This window comes from Promicromonospora sp. AC04, assembly GCF_003058225.1.
In the GTDB taxonomy this organism is placed as follows: Bacteria; Actinomycetota; Actinomycetes; order Actinomycetales; family Cellulomonadaceae; genus Promicromonospora.
On the sequence record NZ_QBUG01000001.1, the window covers coordinates 731,196 to 750,145 of the forward strand.

General features: G+C 72.6%; 15 protein-coding genes. 10 read left to right on the forward strand and 5 right to left on the reverse strand.

The genetic code is table 11. The features are described from left to right. The first annotated feature begins 39 nt into the window (after nt 1-39). On the forward strand, nt 40-681 hold the full coding sequence (locus C8K30_RS03100) for a class I SAM-dependent methyltransferase (RefSeq protein WP_108491384.1): 642 nt from the start codon (nt 40-42) through the stop codon (nt 679-681). Between the two features lie 63 nt (nt 682-744). On the opposite strand, the gene C8K30_RS03105 is transcribed toward C8K30_RS03100, so the two are convergent. Next, entirely contained in the window at nt 745-1,491 is a 747-nt protein-coding gene (locus C8K30_RS03105) for an SDR family oxidoreductase (protein WP_108491385.1), read from the reverse strand. A gap of 75 nt (nt 1,492-1,566) precedes the next feature. Here C8K30_RS03105 and C8K30_RS03110 point away from each other — a divergent pair, with 75 nt between their 5' ends. Further along, the gene (locus tag C8K30_RS03110) at nt 1,567-1,944 is read left to right on the forward strand and encodes a MerR family transcriptional regulator (protein ID WP_108491386.1); all 378 of its coding nucleotides are present in this window, start codon (nt 1,567-1,569) and stop codon (nt 1,942-1,944) included. 103 nt (nt 1,945-2,047) lie between these two features. Here C8K30_RS03110 and C8K30_RS03115 read toward each other — a convergent pair whose 3' ends face one another. The 3 genes from C8K30_RS03115 to C8K30_RS03125 all read right to left on the reverse strand — a co-directional run bounded on the left by C8K30_RS03115 (nt 2,048) and on the right by C8K30_RS03125 (nt 6,358). Then, the gene (locus C8K30_RS03115) at nt 2,048-3,265 is read right to left on the reverse strand and encodes an AI-2E family transporter (RefSeq protein WP_108491387.1); all 1,218 of its coding nucleotides are present in this window, start codon (nt 3,263-3,265) and stop codon (nt 2,048-2,050) included. 76 nt (nt 3,266-3,341) lie between these two features. Beyond that, entirely contained in the window at nt 3,342-4,640 is a 1,299-nt protein-coding gene (locus C8K30_RS03120) for a chloride channel protein (RefSeq protein WP_108491388.1), read from the reverse strand. Between the two features lie 125 nt (nt 4,641-4,765). Next, nucleotides 4,766-6,358: a peptide chain release factor 3 gene (locus C8K30_RS03125; protein WP_108491389.1), complete on the reverse strand. Its 1,593-nt coding sequence runs from the start codon at nt 6,356-6,358 to the stop codon at nt 4,766-4,768. A 212-nt stretch (nt 6,359-6,570) separates the two neighbouring features. Here C8K30_RS03125 and C8K30_RS03130 point away from each other — a divergent pair, with 212 nt between their 5' ends. From C8K30_RS03130 to C8K30_RS03155, 6 genes are all read left to right on the forward strand, one after another. Beyond that, nucleotides 6,571-7,092 carry a PadR family transcriptional regulator gene (locus C8K30_RS03130; protein ID WP_108491390.1) on the forward strand — a complete coding sequence of 174 codons (522 nt, stop codon included), beginning with the start codon at nt 6,571-6,573 and terminating at the stop codon, nt 7,090-7,092. A gap of 69 nt (nt 7,093-7,161) precedes the next feature. After that, entirely contained in the window at nt 7,162-7,845 is a 684-nt protein-coding gene (locus C8K30_RS03135; RefSeq protein WP_108491391.1) for an ABC transporter ATP-binding protein, read from the forward strand. Continuing rightward, nucleotides 7,842-10,145: an FtsX-like permease family protein gene (locus C8K30_RS03140; RefSeq protein ID WP_108491392.1), complete on the forward strand. Its 2,304-nt coding sequence runs from the start codon at nt 7,842-7,844 to the stop codon at nt 10,143-10,145. Before C8K30_RS03135 ends, C8K30_RS03140 begins: the two co-directional genes overlap by 4 nt. A gap of 140 nt (nt 10,146-10,285) precedes the next feature. Further along, on the forward strand, nt 10,286-11,380 hold the full coding sequence (locus C8K30_RS03145) for a DUF418 domain-containing protein (protein WP_108491393.1): 1,095 nt from the start codon (nt 10,286-10,288) through the stop codon (nt 11,378-11,380). A gap of 5 nt (nt 11,381-11,385) precedes the next feature. After that, nucleotides 11,386-12,597, forward strand: a complete 1,212-nt coding sequence (locus C8K30_RS03150) for a sensor histidine kinase (protein ID WP_199230316.1) — start codon at nt 11,386-11,388, stop codon at nt 12,595-12,597. Next, nucleotides 12,594-13,367 carry a response regulator transcription factor gene (locus C8K30_RS03155; protein WP_108491394.1) on the forward strand — a complete coding sequence of 258 codons (774 nt, stop codon included), beginning with the start codon at nt 12,594-12,596 and terminating at the stop codon, nt 13,365-13,367. Before C8K30_RS03150 ends, C8K30_RS03155 begins: the two co-directional genes overlap by 4 nt. Before the next feature lie 88 nt (nt 13,368-13,455). On the opposite strand, the gene C8K30_RS03160 is transcribed toward C8K30_RS03155, so the two are convergent. After that, nucleotides 13,456-16,878, reverse strand: coding sequence for a family 43 glycosylhydrolase (locus C8K30_RS03160; protein WP_233256946.1), 3,423 nt, complete (start codon nt 16,876-16,878; stop codon nt 13,456-13,458). A gap of 453 nt (nt 16,879-17,331) precedes the next feature. Between C8K30_RS03160 and erm the strand changes: the two genes are divergently transcribed. Both erm and C8K30_RS03170 read left to right on the forward strand, forming a co-directional pair. Further along, nucleotides 17,332-18,252 carry a 23S ribosomal RNA methyltransferase Erm gene (erm, locus tag C8K30_RS03165; RefSeq protein ID WP_108491396.1) on the forward strand — a complete coding sequence of 307 codons (921 nt, stop codon included), beginning with the start codon at nt 17,332-17,334 and terminating at the stop codon, nt 18,250-18,252. 66 nt (nt 18,253-18,318) lie between these two features. Next, on the forward strand, nt 18,319-18,918 hold the full coding sequence (locus tag C8K30_RS03170; RefSeq protein ID WP_146197310.1) for a hypothetical protein: 600 nt from the start codon (nt 18,319-18,321) through the stop codon (nt 18,916-18,918). Nucleotides 18,919-18,950: the final 32 nt, after the last annotated feature.

Consider the following 18,950-nt stretch of genomic DNA (forward strand, 5'->3'; position numbering starts at 1 on the left):
GTGGCCCCATCGATATCACCGAACTCTGAGCGGGGCACCATGGCGAGACCACCGAGCCCGGACCGGCTGCGCAGGCACTGGGACCGGCAGTCGGCGGGCTACGACCAGAAGATGGGTCGCGCCGAGCGGTTGTTCGGCGACACCCGGACCTGGGTGTGCCGGCAGGCCACGGGCCAGGTGCTGGAGGTCGCCGTCGGGACCGGTCTCAACCTCGGCCTGTATCCCGAACGGGTCGCCCTGACCGGGATGGACCTGAGCCCGGCCATGCTCGATCTGGCCCGCACGCGTGCGGCCGAGCTGGGGCGCGCGGTCGACCTGCGGATCGGCGACGCCCAGCGGCTCGAGTTCGACGACGCCTCGTTCGACACCGTGGTCTGCACCTTCGGGCTGTGCGCAGTGCCCGACGACCGCGGCGCTGTCGACGAGATGGTGCGCGTCCTGCGGCCGGGCGGCCTGCTCCTGCTCGCCGACCACGTGGTCAGCACCTCGGCCTGGCTCCGGGCCCTCCAGGCCATGGTCGAGCTGTACAGCGTGCGGGTCGAGAACGAGCACTTCCGGCGTCGCCCGATCAAGCACGTCCAGGCCGCCGGGCTCGACATCGAGCGGCACGACCGGTTCGCGAAGGGGATCGTCGAGCGCCTCGCGGCCCGGAAGCCCCCCGGCCGGGCCGGGCGTCCGTGACATCGGTCAGGTGCCTTGAGATCGGTCATTTGATCGACCGGATCTCAAGGCAACCGACCGAGGTCAGCGCGACTCGCGGGACGCCGTCGTCAGGCCTGCCATGGCGCGGTTCATCGCGGCGTTGAAGTCCTCCGGTGTCAGGGACAGCCACGTCTTGACGTCGCGGCTCCACCGGTCGGCGAGCACCTCGGCGGAGCCCGCCTCGACGCCGTCGAACACGGCGTCGGCCAGGTCCGACGGGGCGATCTTGAGGTCCGCGGGCCAGCCCGCTGCCATGTCGGTGTCGGCCAGACCGAGATGGACGGCCGTCACGAGGGTGCCCTGCCCGGCGAGCTCCAGGCGGACGCTGTTGGTCATGGCCCACCCGGCGCCCTTGGACAGGTGGTAGGCGTGGGCGCCGCTGCTCCCGAACCACGACATCGCGGAGAGGACGTTCACGATCGCGCCCCCGCCGTTCCTGGCGAGGGTCGGCGCGAGCTCCCGGATCAGCGCCAGGGGGCCGAGCGTGTTGGTCTCCAGCTCGAGCCGGACGGCGTCCAGGGAACCGGTCACGAGGTCGGTCCCCGTCGCGATCCCCGCGTTGTTCACGAGCAGCGAGACGTCGGGGGCCGCCGCGGCCGCGGCTCGGACGGATGCCGGGTCGGTGACGTCGAGGGCCAGCACCTCGACGCCGGGCAGGTCGACGGTCTCCGGCCGCCGGGCCGTGGCGTAGACCTTGCGGGCGCCGCGTTCGAGGAGCCGCTGGGCGAAGGCGCGGCCCAGGCCGCGGTTGGCTCCGGTGACGAGGGCGACGGAGTTGTTGATGTCCATGCCGGGTACGCTAAAACCTGACGTTGACGTCAGAGGCAAGTGCTGGCCCGCAGCGCACAAGTGAGAGGCGTCATCATGACCGTAACTGAGAGCACGACCGAGCCGCTCATCCGCATCGGCGAGGTGGCGCGCGGCGCCGGCGTCTCGGTGCGCGCCGTGCGCTACTACGAGCAGGAGGGCCTGCTCACGGCGGAGCGCAGCCCGTCCGGCCAGCGGCTCTACTCGCCCGACGCCGTCGGCCGGGTGCGGTTCTTCCAGCAGATGTACGCCGCCGGCCTGACCAGCCGCAACATCGCGGAGCTCCTGCCATGCACCGAGTCCGGGCACACCGACGCCGCCCAGCGGGCCATGCTGCGCGCCGAGCGGGACCGCATCCAGGCCAAGGTCGACGACCTGCAGGCCGCCCTGGACCGGCTCGACGAGGTCATCGAGCTCACCAAGACGCACCCGTAGGCGCGGTCGGTCAGACGCCGAACCCGTCGTCCGCTCGTGGATTCGCACCACCTGGTTCGTGGACTCGCCACGGAGCGTTCGCTACCACCGGTGCGCACCACACCTACGTCGTGGCCTCCGGGTCCCGCAGCATGTGCGACTCGACGAGCTCGTGCCGCCGGAAGTAGGTGGTCGCCACCGCCTGGATCGTCGCGGCGACGGGCAGCGCCAGGAATGCGCCGAGCACCCCGAAGACCGCGCCGAACAGCAGCACCGCCAGCAGGCTCACCGCCGCGTTCATCTCCAGTGCCCGGGCCGACACCTTGGGTGCCAGGTACAGGTTCTCGACCTGCTGGTAGCCGATCACGAAGCCGAGCACGCCCAGCGCCTGGGGCCACCCCTGCGCGGTCAGTGCCACCAGGACCGGCAGCGCACCACCGAGGTAGGCGCCGATGGTCGGCACGAACTGGGACACCACACCGACGAAGACGGCGAGCGGCACCGCGTACGGCGTCTGCAGGATCGCGAGGAACGCGAAGGTGACCACCGTCGAGATCGCGGCCAGGACCACGCGGGAGCCGATGTAGTCGGACACCTTGCCCTGGGTGACCTCCCACAGGTACAGCATCTCCTGCTGCCGCGCCGGCGTCAGCCAGCCGCAGACGGCGGCGCGGAACCGGGGCCCCGCGGCCAGCAGGTAGTAGGCGACGAGCAGGATCGTCAGGGTCGCGAGCAGCCCGCCCACGAGGGTGGTGCCGACCAGCAGGGCGCCGGAGGCGACGTCGTCGCCGAACTCGTCCAGCGCCTGGCGCAGCAGGTTCTCGGAGTCGGGGAAGACGATGTCGAAGCGCTCGGCGACAAAGGCCTGCACGCCCACGTAGAGCCGGGGCACGGACCGCGCCAGCTCGATGAGCTGCTGCACGAACAGGTTGCCGAACAGTGCCATGAGCACGATGACCACGACGAGCGACCCGAGCAGCGTGACCGCGGCGGCCAGCCCTCGCCGCCACCCCTGCCGCACCAGCCAGACCGTGCCCGGTTCGAGGGCCAGCGCGATGAAGACCGCGATGAGCACATTCACGAAGAGCCCCTCCAGGGCCCCTATCGCGTTCCACGCGAAGATGCCGACGAACACAGCCACCACTGCCATGAACAGCGCCCGGGGCAGCCAACGCGGCGGACGCGGCGAGTCGAACGCGCCGTGCGGCGGGACCGGCTGATCCGTCGAGGCCGGTCCGGGACCGGTCGGCACGTCCGGACCGGTCGGCGCATCCGGACCGGTCGGCGCGTCGGAGCCCGGGCTGCCAGGGCCGCCTGTATCGGACGAGCTGGGCGACGTCATGCTCAGACCGTAATGCTCCGGCCAGCCGCGAGCCGGGACCGGCGCGGTGACGCGCCGTCAGGCCGACTCCGACCGATCAGGTCGGCTCCGACGAGGTCTGGACTCCGCTGTCGAGGACCGCAGCGGGCCGTCGGGCGTCGAAGAAGCCCTTGAGGAGGGTACCCATCAGCGACCCGAGGATCGCCGGAACGGTGACGGCGGGCCCGGCGCTCACGCACAGCAGGAGGGCGAGGACCAGCGCGGTGACCGGCATGCCGGCCGCGGCCGCCGCCGCAGCGGCGATGCCGCAGGCCGCCAGCGGTGCCAGCGCCGTCCCGGGGACCAGCAGGGCGGCCGCTGCCCCGACCGTCGCGCCGATGAACACGGACGGGAAGATGGTCCCGCCGTGGAACCCGGTGCCCAGGCTCACGGAGTAGGCGACGGACTTCGCAACAACCACCACCAGCAGCGTGCCCGCCGCGGTCGACGCCGTCACCGTGGAGAGCGACTCCTGCCCCGAGAACAGCACGGTGCTCACCTCGGCGCCCGTACCCGCCCGGACCAGCACCGCGAGGACGCCGATCGTCAGGCCGCCCGCCAGTAGCGCCACGAACGGGCCGCGGGCCGCCAGCCGCCGCATCGCGCCGCCACCGCGCGTGGCCGCGACCACCAGGCCCGCCGCCACGGCTGCGACGACCACCCCGGCGAACAGGTCCACGACGTGGAGCACCGGGTAGGTGCCGATGTCGCCCATGGACAGCTCGGGGACGTGGATGCCCGGCCAGCTGTCGATGCCGATGCGCACCACGTAGCCGGCGCCGAGCGCCGCGAGGATCGGGACCACCTGGTACAGCGGCTGCTCGGGGCGTGGCCGGGCGGAGAGGAACATCGCCTCGAGCACGAGCAGCATGGTGACGACGGGGTTGCCCAGGACGACGCCGAGCGCCGCGGCCGCGGCAGCCATGACGAGCACGCGCGACAGGTCGGTGCCGAGCCGGCGGTGCACCGCGAAGCCGACGCTGGTGCCGATCGCGAGCAGCGGGGCTTCCGGACCGAGCACCACCCCGAACACCAGCGAGGACGCCGCCGCCAGCAGCGTCGAGGGCAGCTCGTGCGCCGTGATGTCGAAGGCGAAGCCGTCCAGGGGGTGGTGCCCGCCGTGCCCCGGCAGGCGGGACGCACCGCCGACACCGAGCGCGCCGAGCAACAGGAGCAGCAGCACCCACCACCAGGGCACGCCGTCCAGCCCGAGCACGTTCGGGAGCCACGTCCAGAACAGCTGCTCGGCGCCGTGCACCAGCGAGGTGAAGAGCGTGGCGGCGAGCGCTGCCAGGACGCCGACCACGGCGGGCAGCCCGACCAGCGTGGCCAGCGGCGTCTTGCCGTGTGCGTGCATGGCCGCGCCTCTGGTCGATCGACCGCCGGACACCCCGATCGTCGCACCACGCCGCGGAGTTCGCGCGCGGACGGGCGAGCCGGACGCCGGGACCAGGCCCGACGCCGTCCGCCTGCCCGACGCGGCTAGACCCCGCTGGCGACGAGCGGGATCAGGGGGACGCCCGGGTGCGCACGCTCGAAGGCCCGGGCGTGCCACACGTCGCGCAGCAGGACCAGCGGGGTGCCGTCGCCGCGGCGCACCACCTCGACGCCCGGGTACGCGGCGATCGTGTCGATGTCCGACGGCGCCGCCTCGCGGGCGAGCGACAGGCCGAGCGTCTCCATGCGGATCGGCGCGGAGAACTCGTGCTCCATCCGGAAGGTCGCGACCTCGAACTGGAGCGGGCCGACGGCCGCGAGGATCGGGTTTCCGTCACCGCGCGCCTCGGAGACCAGGACCTGGACCACGCCCTCCTGCTCGAGCTGCGCGATGCCCTTGCGGAACTGCTTGGAGCGTCCCGGGTCGGCCACGCGGGCCGCCGCAAAGTGCTCGGGAGCGAACACCGGCATCGGCGGGAACCGCACGCGCGGCCCCGCGGAGTCGAACACGGTGTCGCCGACGGCGAGCGTGCTGGCGTTGACCAGGCCCACGACGTCGCCGGGGTAGGCGTCCTCGACCGTCGAGCGCTCCCGGCCGAAGACGGAGAGCGCGTACTTCGTGGCGAACGGCCGCCCCGTCCGCTCGTGGGTCACGACCATCCCACGCTCGAAGCGCCCCGAGCACACGCGGATGAACGCCACGTGGTCGCGGTGGTTCGGGTCCATGCCGGCCTGCATCTTGAACACGAACCCGCTGAACGGCTTGTCGACCTCGCGGTCCCCGCCGTCGACGTCGGGCCGCGCGCCCGGTGCTGGGGCGAGGTCGACGACGGCGTCCAGGAGCTGGCGGACGCCGATGTTGGCCAGCGCCGCGCCGAACAGCATCGGCGTCGTCGTACCGGCGAGGAAGGACTCGCGGTCGACGGCGTCGAGGAGCTGGACGCTCTCGACCGCCTCGGTGTGGTCGTCGCCCAGGGCGTCGGCCGCGGCCTGCGGGGTGAGCACACTCTCCTCGGCGATCGACGCGCCGCCCGGGGCGCGGCGGTAGGTGCGGACCTCGCCGCTGACCCGGTCCAGCAGCCCGAGGAAGCGCCCGGCCTCGCCGATCGGCCAGGTGAGCGGCGTCGGGCGCAGGTTGATGCGCTCCTCCAGCTCGTCGCACAGCTCCAGCGCCTCGCGCCCAGGGCGGTCCCACTTGTTGACGAACGTGATGACCGGCACGCCGCGGCGTCGGCACACCTCGAACAGCTTGAGGGTCTGCGGCTCCAGGCCCTTCGCGGAGTCGAGCAGCATGACGGCGGCGTCGACGGCGGTCAGGACCCGGTAGGTGTCCTCGGAGAAGTCGGCGTGCCCGGGGGTGTCCAGGAGGTTGATCACGACGTCGCCGTAGGCGAACTGCAGCGCCGCCGATGTGATCGAGATGCCGCGCTTCTGCTCCATCTCGAGCCAGTCCGACACGACGCCGGCGCGGTTGCCCTTGCCGTGCACCGCCCCGGCCTCGTCGATCGCGTGGGCGTGCAGCGCCAGCGCCTCGGTCAGGGTCGACTTACCGGCGTCGGGGTGGGAGATCACTGCGATGCTGCGCCGACGCGCCGCCTCGACCTGTACCGGACGGGCGTCAGAAGTAAGGACTGTCACCGCTCCGCCACCCCAGCTTCGTTGTGCTGCAACCCCATCACCCATCTCCTGTTCGCCAACCCGCAACTCTACCGCCGCGCGCCGCCCACCCCTGCCACCTCCCCTTGGTTGTGGGCGCGATCATTGCGCCCATAACGGTCACGTAGTCGCAACGATCGCGCCCGCAACCGAGGAGAGCGGGCCGTCTATACACTGTGTGTATAGTTCCGGCCATGACCGTTGGACACGCACTGCTGGGGCTGCTCGAAGCCGGTCCGCGCCACGGCTACGACCTGAAGCGCTCCTATGACGAGCGCTTCGGGCACGACCGGCCCCTGCACTACGGGCAGGTCTACTCGACGCTCGCGCGGCTGCTCAAGAACGGCCTCGTCGAGGTCGAGTCCGAGCCCGGCGCCGGCCCCGAGCGCAAGAAGTACGCGATCACGGACGCCGGCGTCTCCGACGTCGGCGCCTGGCTCGCCCAGCCCGAGAAGCCCGAGCCCTACCTGCAGAGCACCCTCTACACGAAGGTGGTGCTCGCACTGCTCACCGGGCACGACGCCGCCGACGTGCTCGACACGCAGCGCGCCGAGCACCTGCGCCTCATGCGCGACCTCACGCGGCGCAGGGACGGCGGGGACCTGGCCGACCAGCTGATCTGCGACCACGCCCTGTTCCACCTGGAGGCCGACCTCCGCTGGCTCGAGGTCACCGCGGCGCGCATCGAGCAGCTCGCCGCCCAGGTCCGCGCGTAGCCCGCCGTCGTGCCGCCCACCCACCGCTCCCCCGACTCCCCCGCCGCGCGACCCGACCCTGGAGACACGATGGCCGCCGAACCACTGCTCGTCGCCGAGAACCTGGAGCTCAGCTTCGGCTCCACCACGGCACTGGACTCCGCGTCCGTCCAGGTGCACGCCGGGGAGGTGCTCGCCCTCATGGGCCCGTCCGGGTCCGGCAAGTCCACCCTCCTGCACTGCCTGGCCGGCATCCTCCACCCCGACCAGGGCCGCGTGACCTACGCCGGGCGTGACCTGACCGCGATGCACGACAACGAGCGCAGCGCCCTGCGGCGCAGCGAGTTCGGGTTCGTCTTCCAGTTCGGCCAGCTCGTCCCGGAGCTCACCTGCCTCGAGAACGTTGCGCTGCCGCTGCGCCTGGGCGGTGCGCCCCGCCGCGCGGCCCTGCGTAGCGCCGCGGCCTGGCTGGAGCGGCTCGAGGTGTCCGACGTCGCGGACAAGCGTCCCGGCCAGGCCTCCGGCGGACAGGGGCAGCGGGTGGCGGTCGCCCGCGCGCTCGTGACCCGGCCCCGCGTCGTCTTCGCGGACGAGCCGACGGGCGCCCTCGACACCCTGAACGGCGAGCGGGTCATGCAGCTCTTCGTGGCGGCCGCGCGGGACACCGGCGCCGCCGTCGTCCTCGTGACGCACGAGCCGCGCGTCGCCGCGTACTCCGACCACGAGGCCGTCGTGCGCGACGGCCGGGTGCGGACCAGGGAGTACGCCCGATGACGCGGTGGGTGACAGACCTCACCCTCGGCGTGCGCCTGAGCGTCGGCGGCGGCAGGTCCGGCTGGGCGCGGCTCGCCCTGATCGCCGTCGGCGTGGGGCTGGGGGTGACGATGCTGCTGATCGCCGCCAGCGTCCCCACCGTGCTCGACGCTCGCACGGCACGCACCGACGCCCGCTCGGTGGCCGCCGGCGAGGAACTGACCGCGGGCGAGCCGACGGCCCTGACCCAGGAGATCAGGTCGTCATTCCGCGAGGCCCCGATCGTCGGGCTGCTGCTCCAACCGGAGCACGACGACGCCCCGCTCCCCCCGGGCGTGACCCGGCAGCTCGATCCGGGCGACCTCGTCGTCTCCCCCGCCCTCGCCGACCTGCTCGCCTCCGACGCCGGTGCCGCGCTGCGCGACCGGTGGGGTGACCGCATCGTCGGCACCATCGGGGACGAGGGCCTGACCGGTCCCGAGGAGCTCAGGTTCTACCTGGGCACCGACCGGCTCACCGCCGGCACCGCCGACCGGATCCAGTCGTTCGGCTGGGCCGAGGGGCTCGACGAGGGCCTCGACCCGACGCTGCTGCTGCTCGTCCTGGTGGGCATGGTCGTACTGCTGCTCCCCGTCGCGGTCTTCGTCAGCACTGCCGTGCGGTTCGGCAGCGAGAACCGGGACCGTCGGCTCGCGGCGCTGCGGCTGGTCGGGGCCGACGTCGGCATGACCCGCCGGATCGCCGCGGGCGAGACCCTCGCGGGCGCCGCGGGCGGACTGGCCGTCGGAACCCTGCTCTTCCTTGCGATCGGGCGGGTGGCAGGCTACGCCGTGCCCGCGGGCATGGGCTTCTTCCCGGAGGACCTGCGCCCCGTCCCGGTGCTCGCGGCGCTGACGGTCGTGCTGGTCCCGGCGACGACGGTGCTGGTCACGCTGTCAGCGCTGAAGCAGGTGCTGGTCGAGCCGCTGGGCGTCGTCCGGCGCGGCAGCGAGCGCCGGCGGCGGTTCTGGTGGCGGCTGGTCGTCCCGGTGGCGGGCCTGGCCCTGCTGACCCCGCTGATGGGTGGGCTCGACGACTCGCTGGGCAGCCAGGTCATGGTCGTGGCGGGCCTGATCCTCGTCCTGCTCGGCGTCGCGTTGATCCTGCCGTGGCTGGTCGAGGCGGCGGTGCACCGGATGCACGGGGGCGGCGTCGCGTGGGATCTCGCGGTGCGTCGGCTGCAGCTCGACAGCGGGACCGCGGTGCGGGCGGTCTCCGGGATCGCCGTGTCGGTCGCCGGGCTGATCGCCCTGCAGGGGCTGGTCGGGGCGATCGGCACGCTGAGTGCCCAGACGCAGGCCGACACGAGCACCTTCCAGGCCGCGGTGCTGGACATCGAACCGAACACGGACTCCGCGGGGACGTGGGCACGTGAGCTGTCCCGCGCCGAGGGTGTGGCGGGGGTCGGGACGCTGGTCTCGGTGTGGGCGCGGAAGGCGCCGTCGGAGGCGGGGCAGCCGGTGTCGGGCGACGAGCTGCTCGTCGACTTCGGCACGTGCAAGGTGCTGGCCCAGGACGCCCGGCTCGGCTCGTGCGATGACGGCGACGTGTTCGTCGTCGTGCCGGCCGGCGCCACCGCCCCGGAGGCCGGCAGCACGTACCTGCTGGGCGCCGGGCGAGGAGGGGACGCGCGGTGGACACTGCCTGCGTCGGCCGAGGTCGTGGAGCCGTCGCCGGGCGGGGTCAGCGCGATGGGTGGCACGCCCGCGCGGGTCCTGGTCACGCCGGGGGCGCTGGACGGGATCGACGTCGACCCGGAGTCGGTGACCGCCTACGTCACGCTCGATCCCGCCGTACCGGACGCGCTGGATCACATGCGCACCGCGGCGGCCCAGGTCGACCCGGTCGCCTACGCCTCGCCGATCGCACAGGAACGGATCACCTCGATCCTGGGCAACGTGCGGCAGGTGCTCCTGGTCGGCATGGTGGCCCTGCTGGTGCTGATCGGTGCGAGCATGCTGGTCAACGTCATCGAGCAGCTCCGGGAGCGCCGTCAGCTGCTCGCGGTGCTCGTCGCGGTCGGCACGCGGCGCAGGACCCTTGGCGGGTCGGTGCTGTTCCAGGTGGCCATCCCGGTGGTGCTCGGGTTGGCCCTGGCCGTGGTGACCGGGTTGATCCTGGCGCTGGCGCTACAGGCTGCGGTCGATGCCCCGCTCGCGTTCGACTGGCGGGGTGTGGGCGTTACCTCCGGGGCCGCCGCGCTCGTGGTGCTCCTGACGACGGCGGCCAGCCTCCCACTCCTGTGGCGCCTGACGAGCCCGACCGGACTCCGCAGCGAGTAACCCCCGTGGTTGTGGGCGTGATCGTTGCGACTACGCGCCCGTTTTGGGCGCAACGATCCCGCCCACAGCCACGGGGGTTGAGGGGGAAAGGTACTTTTGGCCGGTACCGCGGCCGGCGGCTCGGCGTCGAGCATGAAGGCATGCCCACAACCTCGGCCGAACCGCCCCCTGCCCGGTCCCGTCTTGTCGCTCTCGATGTCATCCGCGGCTTCGCGCTGTGCGGGATCCTGGTCGCCAACGTCATCCCGATCAGCGCGTCCGTCGCGTCCGACGCGCCGGTGACCACCGCACTCACGACTCCCGGGAACGGTGCTGTCGACTGGCTGCACCTGCTCGTCGACCAGCGCTTCTTCCCGATCTTCTCGCTGCTCTTCGGCGTCGGGTTCTCGCTCCTCGTCGACTCGGCAACGACCCGCGCCGCGCGGCCTCGGCTGGTACTCCTGCGCCGGCTGCTCGTGCTGCTCGCGATCGGCCTGGCGCACATGCTCCTGCTCTGGGCCGGCGACATCCTCACGGTCTATGCCGCGGTCGGGCTGCTCGTGCTGCTGCCGTCCACCTGGCTGCCGCGGTGGGCCGTCGCGGGCCTCGCCGCCGTCTGCCTGGCGGCGGCGATCCTGCTGGGCGCCGGCCACTACGCCATGGTGCCGGGTCTCTTCCTGCTCGGCTCGGCCCTGACCCGGTACGGCGTGACCCGCCGCATCGAGGACTCGACCCGCGTCCCGGCCCTGCTGGCGCTCGTGCTGGCCGCGGCAGCCGCGCCCGCCGTCTGGGCGCAGGCCTCGTTCGAACGCGCCGGGGACATCGACGCGCCGGGCTACCGCATCGTCTTCGCGGTCGCCGGACTGCTGATCGCCGGGGTCTACGTCTGCCTGCTGCTGGTGCTGCTGCGGTCCCCCGCGCGTCGGGCGCTGCGGGCCGTGTTCGCGCCGCTCGGGCGGATGGCGCTGACCAACTACCTGACCGCCAGCGCCCTGGTGCTCGGCGTGGCGAACGTCGTCGGCCACCCGGAACGCTGGTCGTCGAAGACCGTGCTCGTCATCGCGGGCACGGTGCTCGCCGCTCAGTGGCTGTTCTCCACGCTCTGGCTGCGCCGCTTCCGGTACGGGCCGCTGGAGTGGGCGTGGCGCTGGGCCACCTGGCTCCGCCGTCCGCCCCTGCGGGCGACCGACCCGACGACCGAGCAGACGGATGAACACACGACCGAGCGACCCACGCCGCCCACCCTCGTAACCTGAGCGGCGTGCACACGACCGGACGCGGAGCGGCGCTGACCAGGATCGTCGGGGACGTTCTCCTCGGCCTCCTGCTCGCCGCCCTGCTTCTCTTCACCGCCGCGGCACTCGCCGCGAGCTGGGGCGGGTTCTCCTGGGTGCTCGGCCTCAGCGCCGGAACGGTGGTCGGCGCGCTCGCGCTCCTGCGTCGCCGAGGCCGGTTCGGCACGGCGCTCGGCGGCCTCGGCGTGGCGGCGGCGACCATCTTCGTCGCACGGCTCGCCGGTCTCCCCGAGGAGCCGGCGCCCGCCATGGCGCTTGCGCTGGCGGTCCTGGTCGCCTCCGGGATCCGCACGCTCCCGACCCGGCGGGCCGCGGTGGTCGCCGGCGGCGGCCTCGTCGTGGTGATCGGCTCCTGGCTCGCGGCCACGCCGTTCCCGCAGGGGGCCACCCCGGTCCCGATGGTGAACGCCGCGGGCTGGCTCGCGGCCGTCGCGGCCGGCCTCGGGGGACGGCTCCTCGTCGCCCGCCGAGAAGCGGCGGTGGAGCGGGTGCGCCACGAAGAGCGGCTCGCGATGGCGCGCGAGCTGCACGACGTCGTCGCGCACCACATCACCGGCATCGTCGTCCAGGCGCAAGCCGCGCAGATCGTGGCCCGCCGGACGTCGAGCGGACCGGCACCGACCGGATCGGCATCGACCGGATCGGCGCAGCTCGCGAGCTCCCTGGAAGACATCGAGGCGGCCGGGTCGGACGCCCTCACGTCGCTCCGCCGCGTCGTCGGCCTGCTGCGCGACGCCGACGACGCCTCCCCCATCGCGCCCACCCCCGAGGCGCTCGGCACGCTCGTGCGCAGATTCGAGGCCCGCGGCCACAGCATCGACCTGAGCCTGCCCGACGGCGGGCCCGCGTGGCCGCCCGAAGTGACGACCACCGTCCACCGAGTGGTCCAGGAGGCGCTCACGAACATCACCCGCCACGCACCGCACGCCCGGACCGTGACCGTCAGCGTCTGCAACGTCCCGGCCGGCGTCACCGTCGAGGTGTCCGACGACGCGCCGCACGCCGCCGGGCTCCACCCGACGCTCCAGCCCGCGCTCCCGACCCGTGGCGGGTACGGCCTGATCGGGATGCGGGAACGTGTCGAAACGCTCGGCGGCGCGCTGGAGGCCGGGCCCTGTCCAGGGGGCGGCTGGACGGTCCGGGCCGCCCTGCCCGTGCCCGCCGAGGAGACCCGATGACGATCAGCGTGCTCCTGGCCGACGACCAGCCGATGGTCCGCAGCGGCCTGCGCCTGATCCTCCAGGACCAGCCCGACATCGAGGTGGTCGCCGAGGCGTCCGACGGCGCCGAGGCGGTAACCCTTGCCCGACGCCTGCGGCCGGACGTATGCCTGGTCGACATCCGGATGCCACGCCTGGACGGCATCGAGGTCACCCGGACCCTCGCCGGGCCCGACGTCGCCGACCCGCTCCGGGTCATCGTGGTCACGACGTTCGACCTCGACGAGTACGTCTACGGAGCGCTGCGCGGCGGCGCGGCCGGCTTCATCCTCAAGGACGCCGGGCCCGCCCTCCTGGTCGAGGCAGTCCGTGCGGCGCACGCCGGCGACGCTCTGGTCTCGCCGTCGGTCACCGTACGGCTGCTGCGGCACCTGACCACCGCTCCGCCCGCCGCGCCCGGCCTGCCCGGCCCGGCGAGCCAGTCAGGCCCGGCAAGCCAGTCAGGCGCGGCGGGCCAGCCAGGCAAGTCAGGCAAGTCAGGCAGGCCGAGCCGGGGCGGGCCGAGCCGGCCGGGCGGCAGATCCGCCGCCCGGCCGCTCTCGGAGCGGGAGACCGAGGTGGTCCGCGCGATCGCACACGGCCGCACCAACCTGGAGATCGGCGCCGAGATGTTCATCTCGCTCAGCACCGTCAAGGGTCACGTGGCCGCGATCCAGGCCAAGCTCGGGCTGCGCAACCGCGTGGAGATCGCGGCGTGGGCCTGGGAGACCCGAGTCGTGGGCCGCTGACGATCCCGCCCCCAACCCTTGGTTGTGGGCGGGACCGTTGCGACTACACGCCCGTTTCAGCCGCAATGATCGCGCCCACAACCAAGCGCTAGACCGCCGTTCGCTTGTCGCAGTCGGCCTTGATCGTGGCGCTGGCGTCGGAGACCGCCGAGCCCGGGAACGCGCCCGGACGCGACGCGGTCACCTGGACGGCCAACCGGTGCCCGACGTCGGCGCTCGTGAGCCGGAGCGTCTTGCCGGTAGCACCGGCGACCGGCGTGCCGTCGCGCAGCCACTGGTAGGCGAACGTCAGTCCGTCCTTGTCCCAGGTGCCGGGCGTCGCGGTGAGCGTCGAGCCGACCGTCGTCCCGCCGCGCACCTTCGGCGGCCGCAGGGCCTGCGGCTGGACGCCGTCGTAGGTCAGCGGGTCGACGCTCGTGAGCGTCGGCACGACCTTCTTCATGGTCCCGTCGGCGTTGAAGGACAGCCGGTCGATGGTGGTCTCCCGGTGGGTCCCGTCACCGCCGGGCATCCCGAACCGGTGATAGGCGATGTACCACTCGTCGGTCCCGGGCACCTGGACGATCGAGCTGTGCCCCGTCCCGAGGATGCCCTGGCTGGTGTCCTTCTCCAGGATGACGCCGCGGTAGGTCCACGGTCCGTGGACGCTGGTGGCCGTGGCGTAGCCGACCCGGTAGTCGGCCGACCCGGTGTCGTCGATCGAGTACGTCAGGTGGTAGAGCCCGTCGCGGTAGTTGAGGAAGCTGCCCTCGCGGAAGTCGGTCAGGCCGCCGATCCGCGCGAGCGTGTCCTGCTTGATCGACAGCATGTCGTCGCTCAGCTCGGCGTAGACCGGCCCGTTCGACGGCCCGCCGTTGCCCCAGAACAGGTAGTACTTGCCGGTCTGCGGGTCCTGGAACGCCGCCGGGTCGATCGCCTGGCCCGACGTGACAGCCTCGTTGTTGAGGATCATCGCTGTCGGCTGCGCGGTGAACGGGCCCTCGGGGCTGTCGGCCACGGCAACGCCGAGCGTCTTGCGGTTGTACGTCGGGTTGTGGCCGGAGAAGTAGAAGTAGTACTTCCCGTCACGCTCGATGATGGTCGGCGCCCAGGCGTTGCCCGTCGCCCACGGCACGTCGCCGTTCGCTCCGTCGAGCGTGAGGAACGGCTCGGCGGACCGCTCCCAGTCGGCCAGGTTCGTCGACTTCCAGACGTAGAAGTCCTTGCCGCCCCAGCCGGCGACGCCGTCCGTCGTCGCATAGATGTAGTAGAAGTCGCCGAACTTCACGATGTTCGGGTCGGCGTAGAGCCCGGGCAGGACCGGCGACCGCATCTCGACCGCCCGCACCGTCCAGCTCCGGCTGGTGCCGTCCTGGGCCGTGACCGTGAACGTCTTCGGGCTCGACAGGTCGACCGGCCCCGTGACCTCCGGCGAGACCGTCGACGTGGACACGGCCTGGAAGGCCGGCTCCAGCGCCGTCAGGTCCGTGCCGGGGGTCACCGGCAGGGTCACGGACGACGTCGCGGCGTCGATGACTGCCGGGACCTTGAGGTCGGCGAGCTGCACGCCGGTGATGGCGGTCGGGTCGGCCCCGAGCTCCCGGACCTCGTGCGCGGACAGGGCGCGGTTGTAGATGCGGAAGTCGCGCACCTTGCCCTTGAGGTACTTGTCGGAGGTGTAGTTGGAGCGGCCGATGTAGTTGGCAGTGGTCCGGCCCTCGCCGATGTCGCCGGGCTCGATGGTGACGCCGGTCTTCTCGCCGACCTTGGCGCCGTCGAGGTAGAGCGTGGCGGTGCCGTCCTGGAGCGTGTAGGTGAGCGTCTTCCAGGCCCCGCGGGGCAGCGCCGAACCGGAGGCCACCGTCTGCTCCGTGGACCAGTTCCCGCTGGCGATCGAGGAGCGGTAGTTGTTTCCGGTGGTGAAGAGGTACCCGTTGCCTGTGCCGCCGCCGTCGGTGTTGCCCAGGCCCCAGATGAAGTAGGGGGTCGCCTGCGTCGAGTCGATCCATACCTTCGAGGAGACGGTGATGGCGTCGAGCCCGGCCATCATGTTGTCCGGCAGCTTCACGTGGCCGTTGGTACCACCGAGGTTGAGCGCGCCGTCTACCCAGGTGGCGTCGCCGCTGACGACGCCGTCGTAACCGTGGCCGGTGCTGTCCGTCGCGACGGTGCCCGAGGTCTCGTCGAGGTCGTACTGCGCGACCAGGCCGTTCTCGTCGGCCACGACCGGCGTGGGCGGCTCCTGGACCACAATGCCCTCGCGCAGCGCCGCGAGCTCGGCCCCGGTCACCGGGATGACGGTGCCGTGGCGCGGGCTGGCGGGCAGGCGGTACGACGGCGCCACCTGCCAGTTCGGGCTCTCGAGGTCGGCGGTGCCGAGCGGGATGTAGCCGCGGCCGCCGTACTCGTCGACGAACAGGTAGTACGGCGAGCCGGAGGTGTCACCCGGGTTGGCCTTGAAGACGGTCGGCCCTTCGACGGCGGAGGTGCCGGCGTCGCGGCCGATGCAGGCGTCCATGAACGCCCACGCCGGGTTGCCGGGCAGGTCGACCGCCGTGAGCGAGTCGGACTTCTCCTGGATGATGTCCGAGCAGCCGGTCCCGCCGCCGCCCTCGTCCTTGGTGAAGCGGTAGTACGTGCCGTTCTCCCTGATCACCGTGGAGTCGATCCGCGACTCGCCGCGGTCCTGCCAGATCTGCGCCTCGCTGAACGTCACGAAGTCGCGCGTGGTCGCATACAGCATCCGGTTGTACGCGTTCCCGGTGTGGTTCGGGTCGTCCGCGGCGTACAGCTTCGAGGCCCAGAACACGACGTACTGCCCGAGCGACTCGTCCCAGTAGGCCTCCGGCGCCCAGGTGTTGCCCGCGGTGTCGGGCGAGATCTTCACGTGCCGCTGCGCGGACCAGTTGATCAGGTCGGTGGACTCCCAGATCTCGAGGTACTTGCTGCCCTGCCGCTGCGCGGCGTCCCAGTCGCCGTTGCGGCCGATCGAGAGGTCGGTCGCGATCAGGAAGAAGCGGTCACCCTCGGGCGAGCGGATCAGGAACGGGTCGCGCAGGCCGAGTGTGCCCTGGGTCGACTCGAGCGTCGGCTGCCCGTTGTTGAGCTCGTCCCACGTCAGGGCGTCGTTGCCGCGGCTCGCCGCGAAGTAGATCTTCTCGCCGGCTATCGAGTTGCCGGTGAAGTAGCTGAACGCGTAGCCCTCGTACGCCGCAGCCTCCGGCTGCTCCCGCACGGTCAGAACGATGTCGCGGACGGCGGTCGCACCGCCGACGGCGGCGGTGCCGGTCAGGGTGACCTGGGTGTCCCCCGCGCCGTGCGCCGGGCGGTGGACGACGCCGTCGGTGGCGACGACGGCGGGGTCGGACGACGCCCAGGTGACCGTCGCGCCGTCCGGCCCGGACGTCGGCAGAGTGAGGTGTCCGCGCACGTCGTCGGCGTGCACGACGGTCAGCTCGGCGGCCGCCGCGTCGGCGGCCGTCTGGTCCTCGGCGGTGGGCGCCTCATCGGGCAGGGCAGTGGCAACGGACATCGTGGTCTCCGTGGCGGCCGCGTGCGCGTGGGCCGCCGTAGCGCTTGCGGGGAGGAATGGGATCAGGCTTCCGAGCAGTGCCACGACGGCGCCTGCGGCAACCGCGCGTATGGGCAGGCGGGAAGGACGAGTGCTTCTTTGCACGGTGACCTCGCGAGAATGTGAGCGTTAACAGTGGCGTCATACGACCATCGGCCGGATCGTCGTGTCAAGCCTGCGCGGAGACCTTGTTGCCCGCCGGGAAGAAAACCCTTGGCGCCCTCCGGAGGACGGCTCGTAGGGTCGCCCGCGATGAATGCCATGACCATGAACGCGATGATCAGAGAGCGTTCCGCCCGCTAGCGGCGCGGAACGCACACTCACACCCAGCGCGTGCCCCGCGCCGCCGGCTTCCGCCGGGCGGCGCTCTTGTGCTGCCCGGAACTCAAGTACCGACGACTTCCGGAGCACACCATGTCGCGCGACCGTTCATCCCGTACGCCTTCCCGTACCTCCCCGACTTCCCGCAGCGCCCCGACCTCCCGCACGGCCCCGACTTCCCGCAGCGCCCCGACCTCCCGCAGCGCCCCGACCTCCCGCAGCGCCCCGACCGACAACGCCCACGACTATCCGGGCGGCGCCCACGAGCTGGGCCAGAACCTCCTGGTCGACAGGCAGGTCATCGACCGCGTGGTCGCCCTCGTCCCCGCCGCCGACCGGCCCCTGGTCGAGTGGGCCGCCGGACGAGGCGCATTGACTCTCCCCCTGGCGCGCCTGGGCCGACCGGTCGAGGCGGTCGAGATCGACCCGCGCTCGGCCGGCCGGCTGGGCCGGATCGTCCCGGGCAACGTCACGGTGACGCGGGACGACATCCTGCGCCACGCGCCGCCGTCGGGCACCTACGACCTGGTGTGCAACGCGCCCTTCCACCTGACCACCCCCGTGCTGCGGCGCCTGTTCACCCTGGCCGGCTGGCAGCGGGCCCTGCTGATCACGCAGTGGGAGGTCGCGCGCAAGCGCGCCGCCGTCGGCGGGACCACGCTCCTGACCGCCCAGTGGTGGCCGTGGTTCACCTTCGAGCTGGACCGGCGGGTCCCCGCAGCCGCCTTCCGGCCCCGGCCGAGCGTCGACGCCGGGCTGCTCGTGATCGACCGCCGACCTGAACCGCTGGTGCCCGTGACTGGCATGGGCCGCTACCAGCGGTTCGCCGCGGCCGTGTTCAGCGGACCCGGCCGGGGCGTGCACGAGGTGCTGGTGCGGCACGGGATCGCGCGCGGCGACGTCCGGCGCTGGGCGCGCGAGAACGCCGTCGGGCCGAGTGCACTGCCTCGCGACCTGGACGCACGCGCCTGGGTGAGCGCGTATGCGATGACCGTCCGGCGGCCGTCCCGATGAGACCCATCACGTGATGCCCAGCGGTTCGCCATCGGTTGGGCATGTCGATGGGGTGAAATGGAGCCCATGACTCCGAGCACACCTCGCCGCCCTCGTCGTCGCTGGATCATCGCCGCCGCCTCCGTGGTCGGCGGGTTGGTGTTGCTCGGCGTGGTCGGCGAGGTGGTGCTGCGCGGTGCCATCGACAGCCGGATCGAGGCCGCCGCGGCGGAGCTGCCCGCGGGAGTCACGGTGACGCGGGACGACACGCCCGCGCTCTGGCAGGTCGCGACCGGGCAGGCCACCTTGCGGGTGGAGGTCTCGCCCGAGGCGCTCACCGACACGGCACGGTCCGTCACGCAGCTGCAGGGGCTCCAGGTCGCGTCAGAGTCCGGGGGCCTGGTCGCGCAGGTGCCGCTCTCCATCGCCGGCCGGGAGCAGAGCGTCGACGTGCTCCTCTCGGTGGTGGCCGAGGGCGGCCAGGCGGTGCTCCGCGCGGACACCGTCCGGCTCGCCGGGATCACCCTGCCGATGGCCGCGGTGGCCGACCAGCTCGGCAACGCCCAGCTGGACCGCCTGGTCGACGGCGTGGCGTTCCCCGAGGGCGAGCGCCAGGTGACGATCTCGTCGGCGCGGGCGACCGATGAGGGGCTGGAGCTCGGGGCCGAGGTTGCCATGTGGGGGTGAGCGACGGGACCTGAACCCGTGGACCTGGTGAG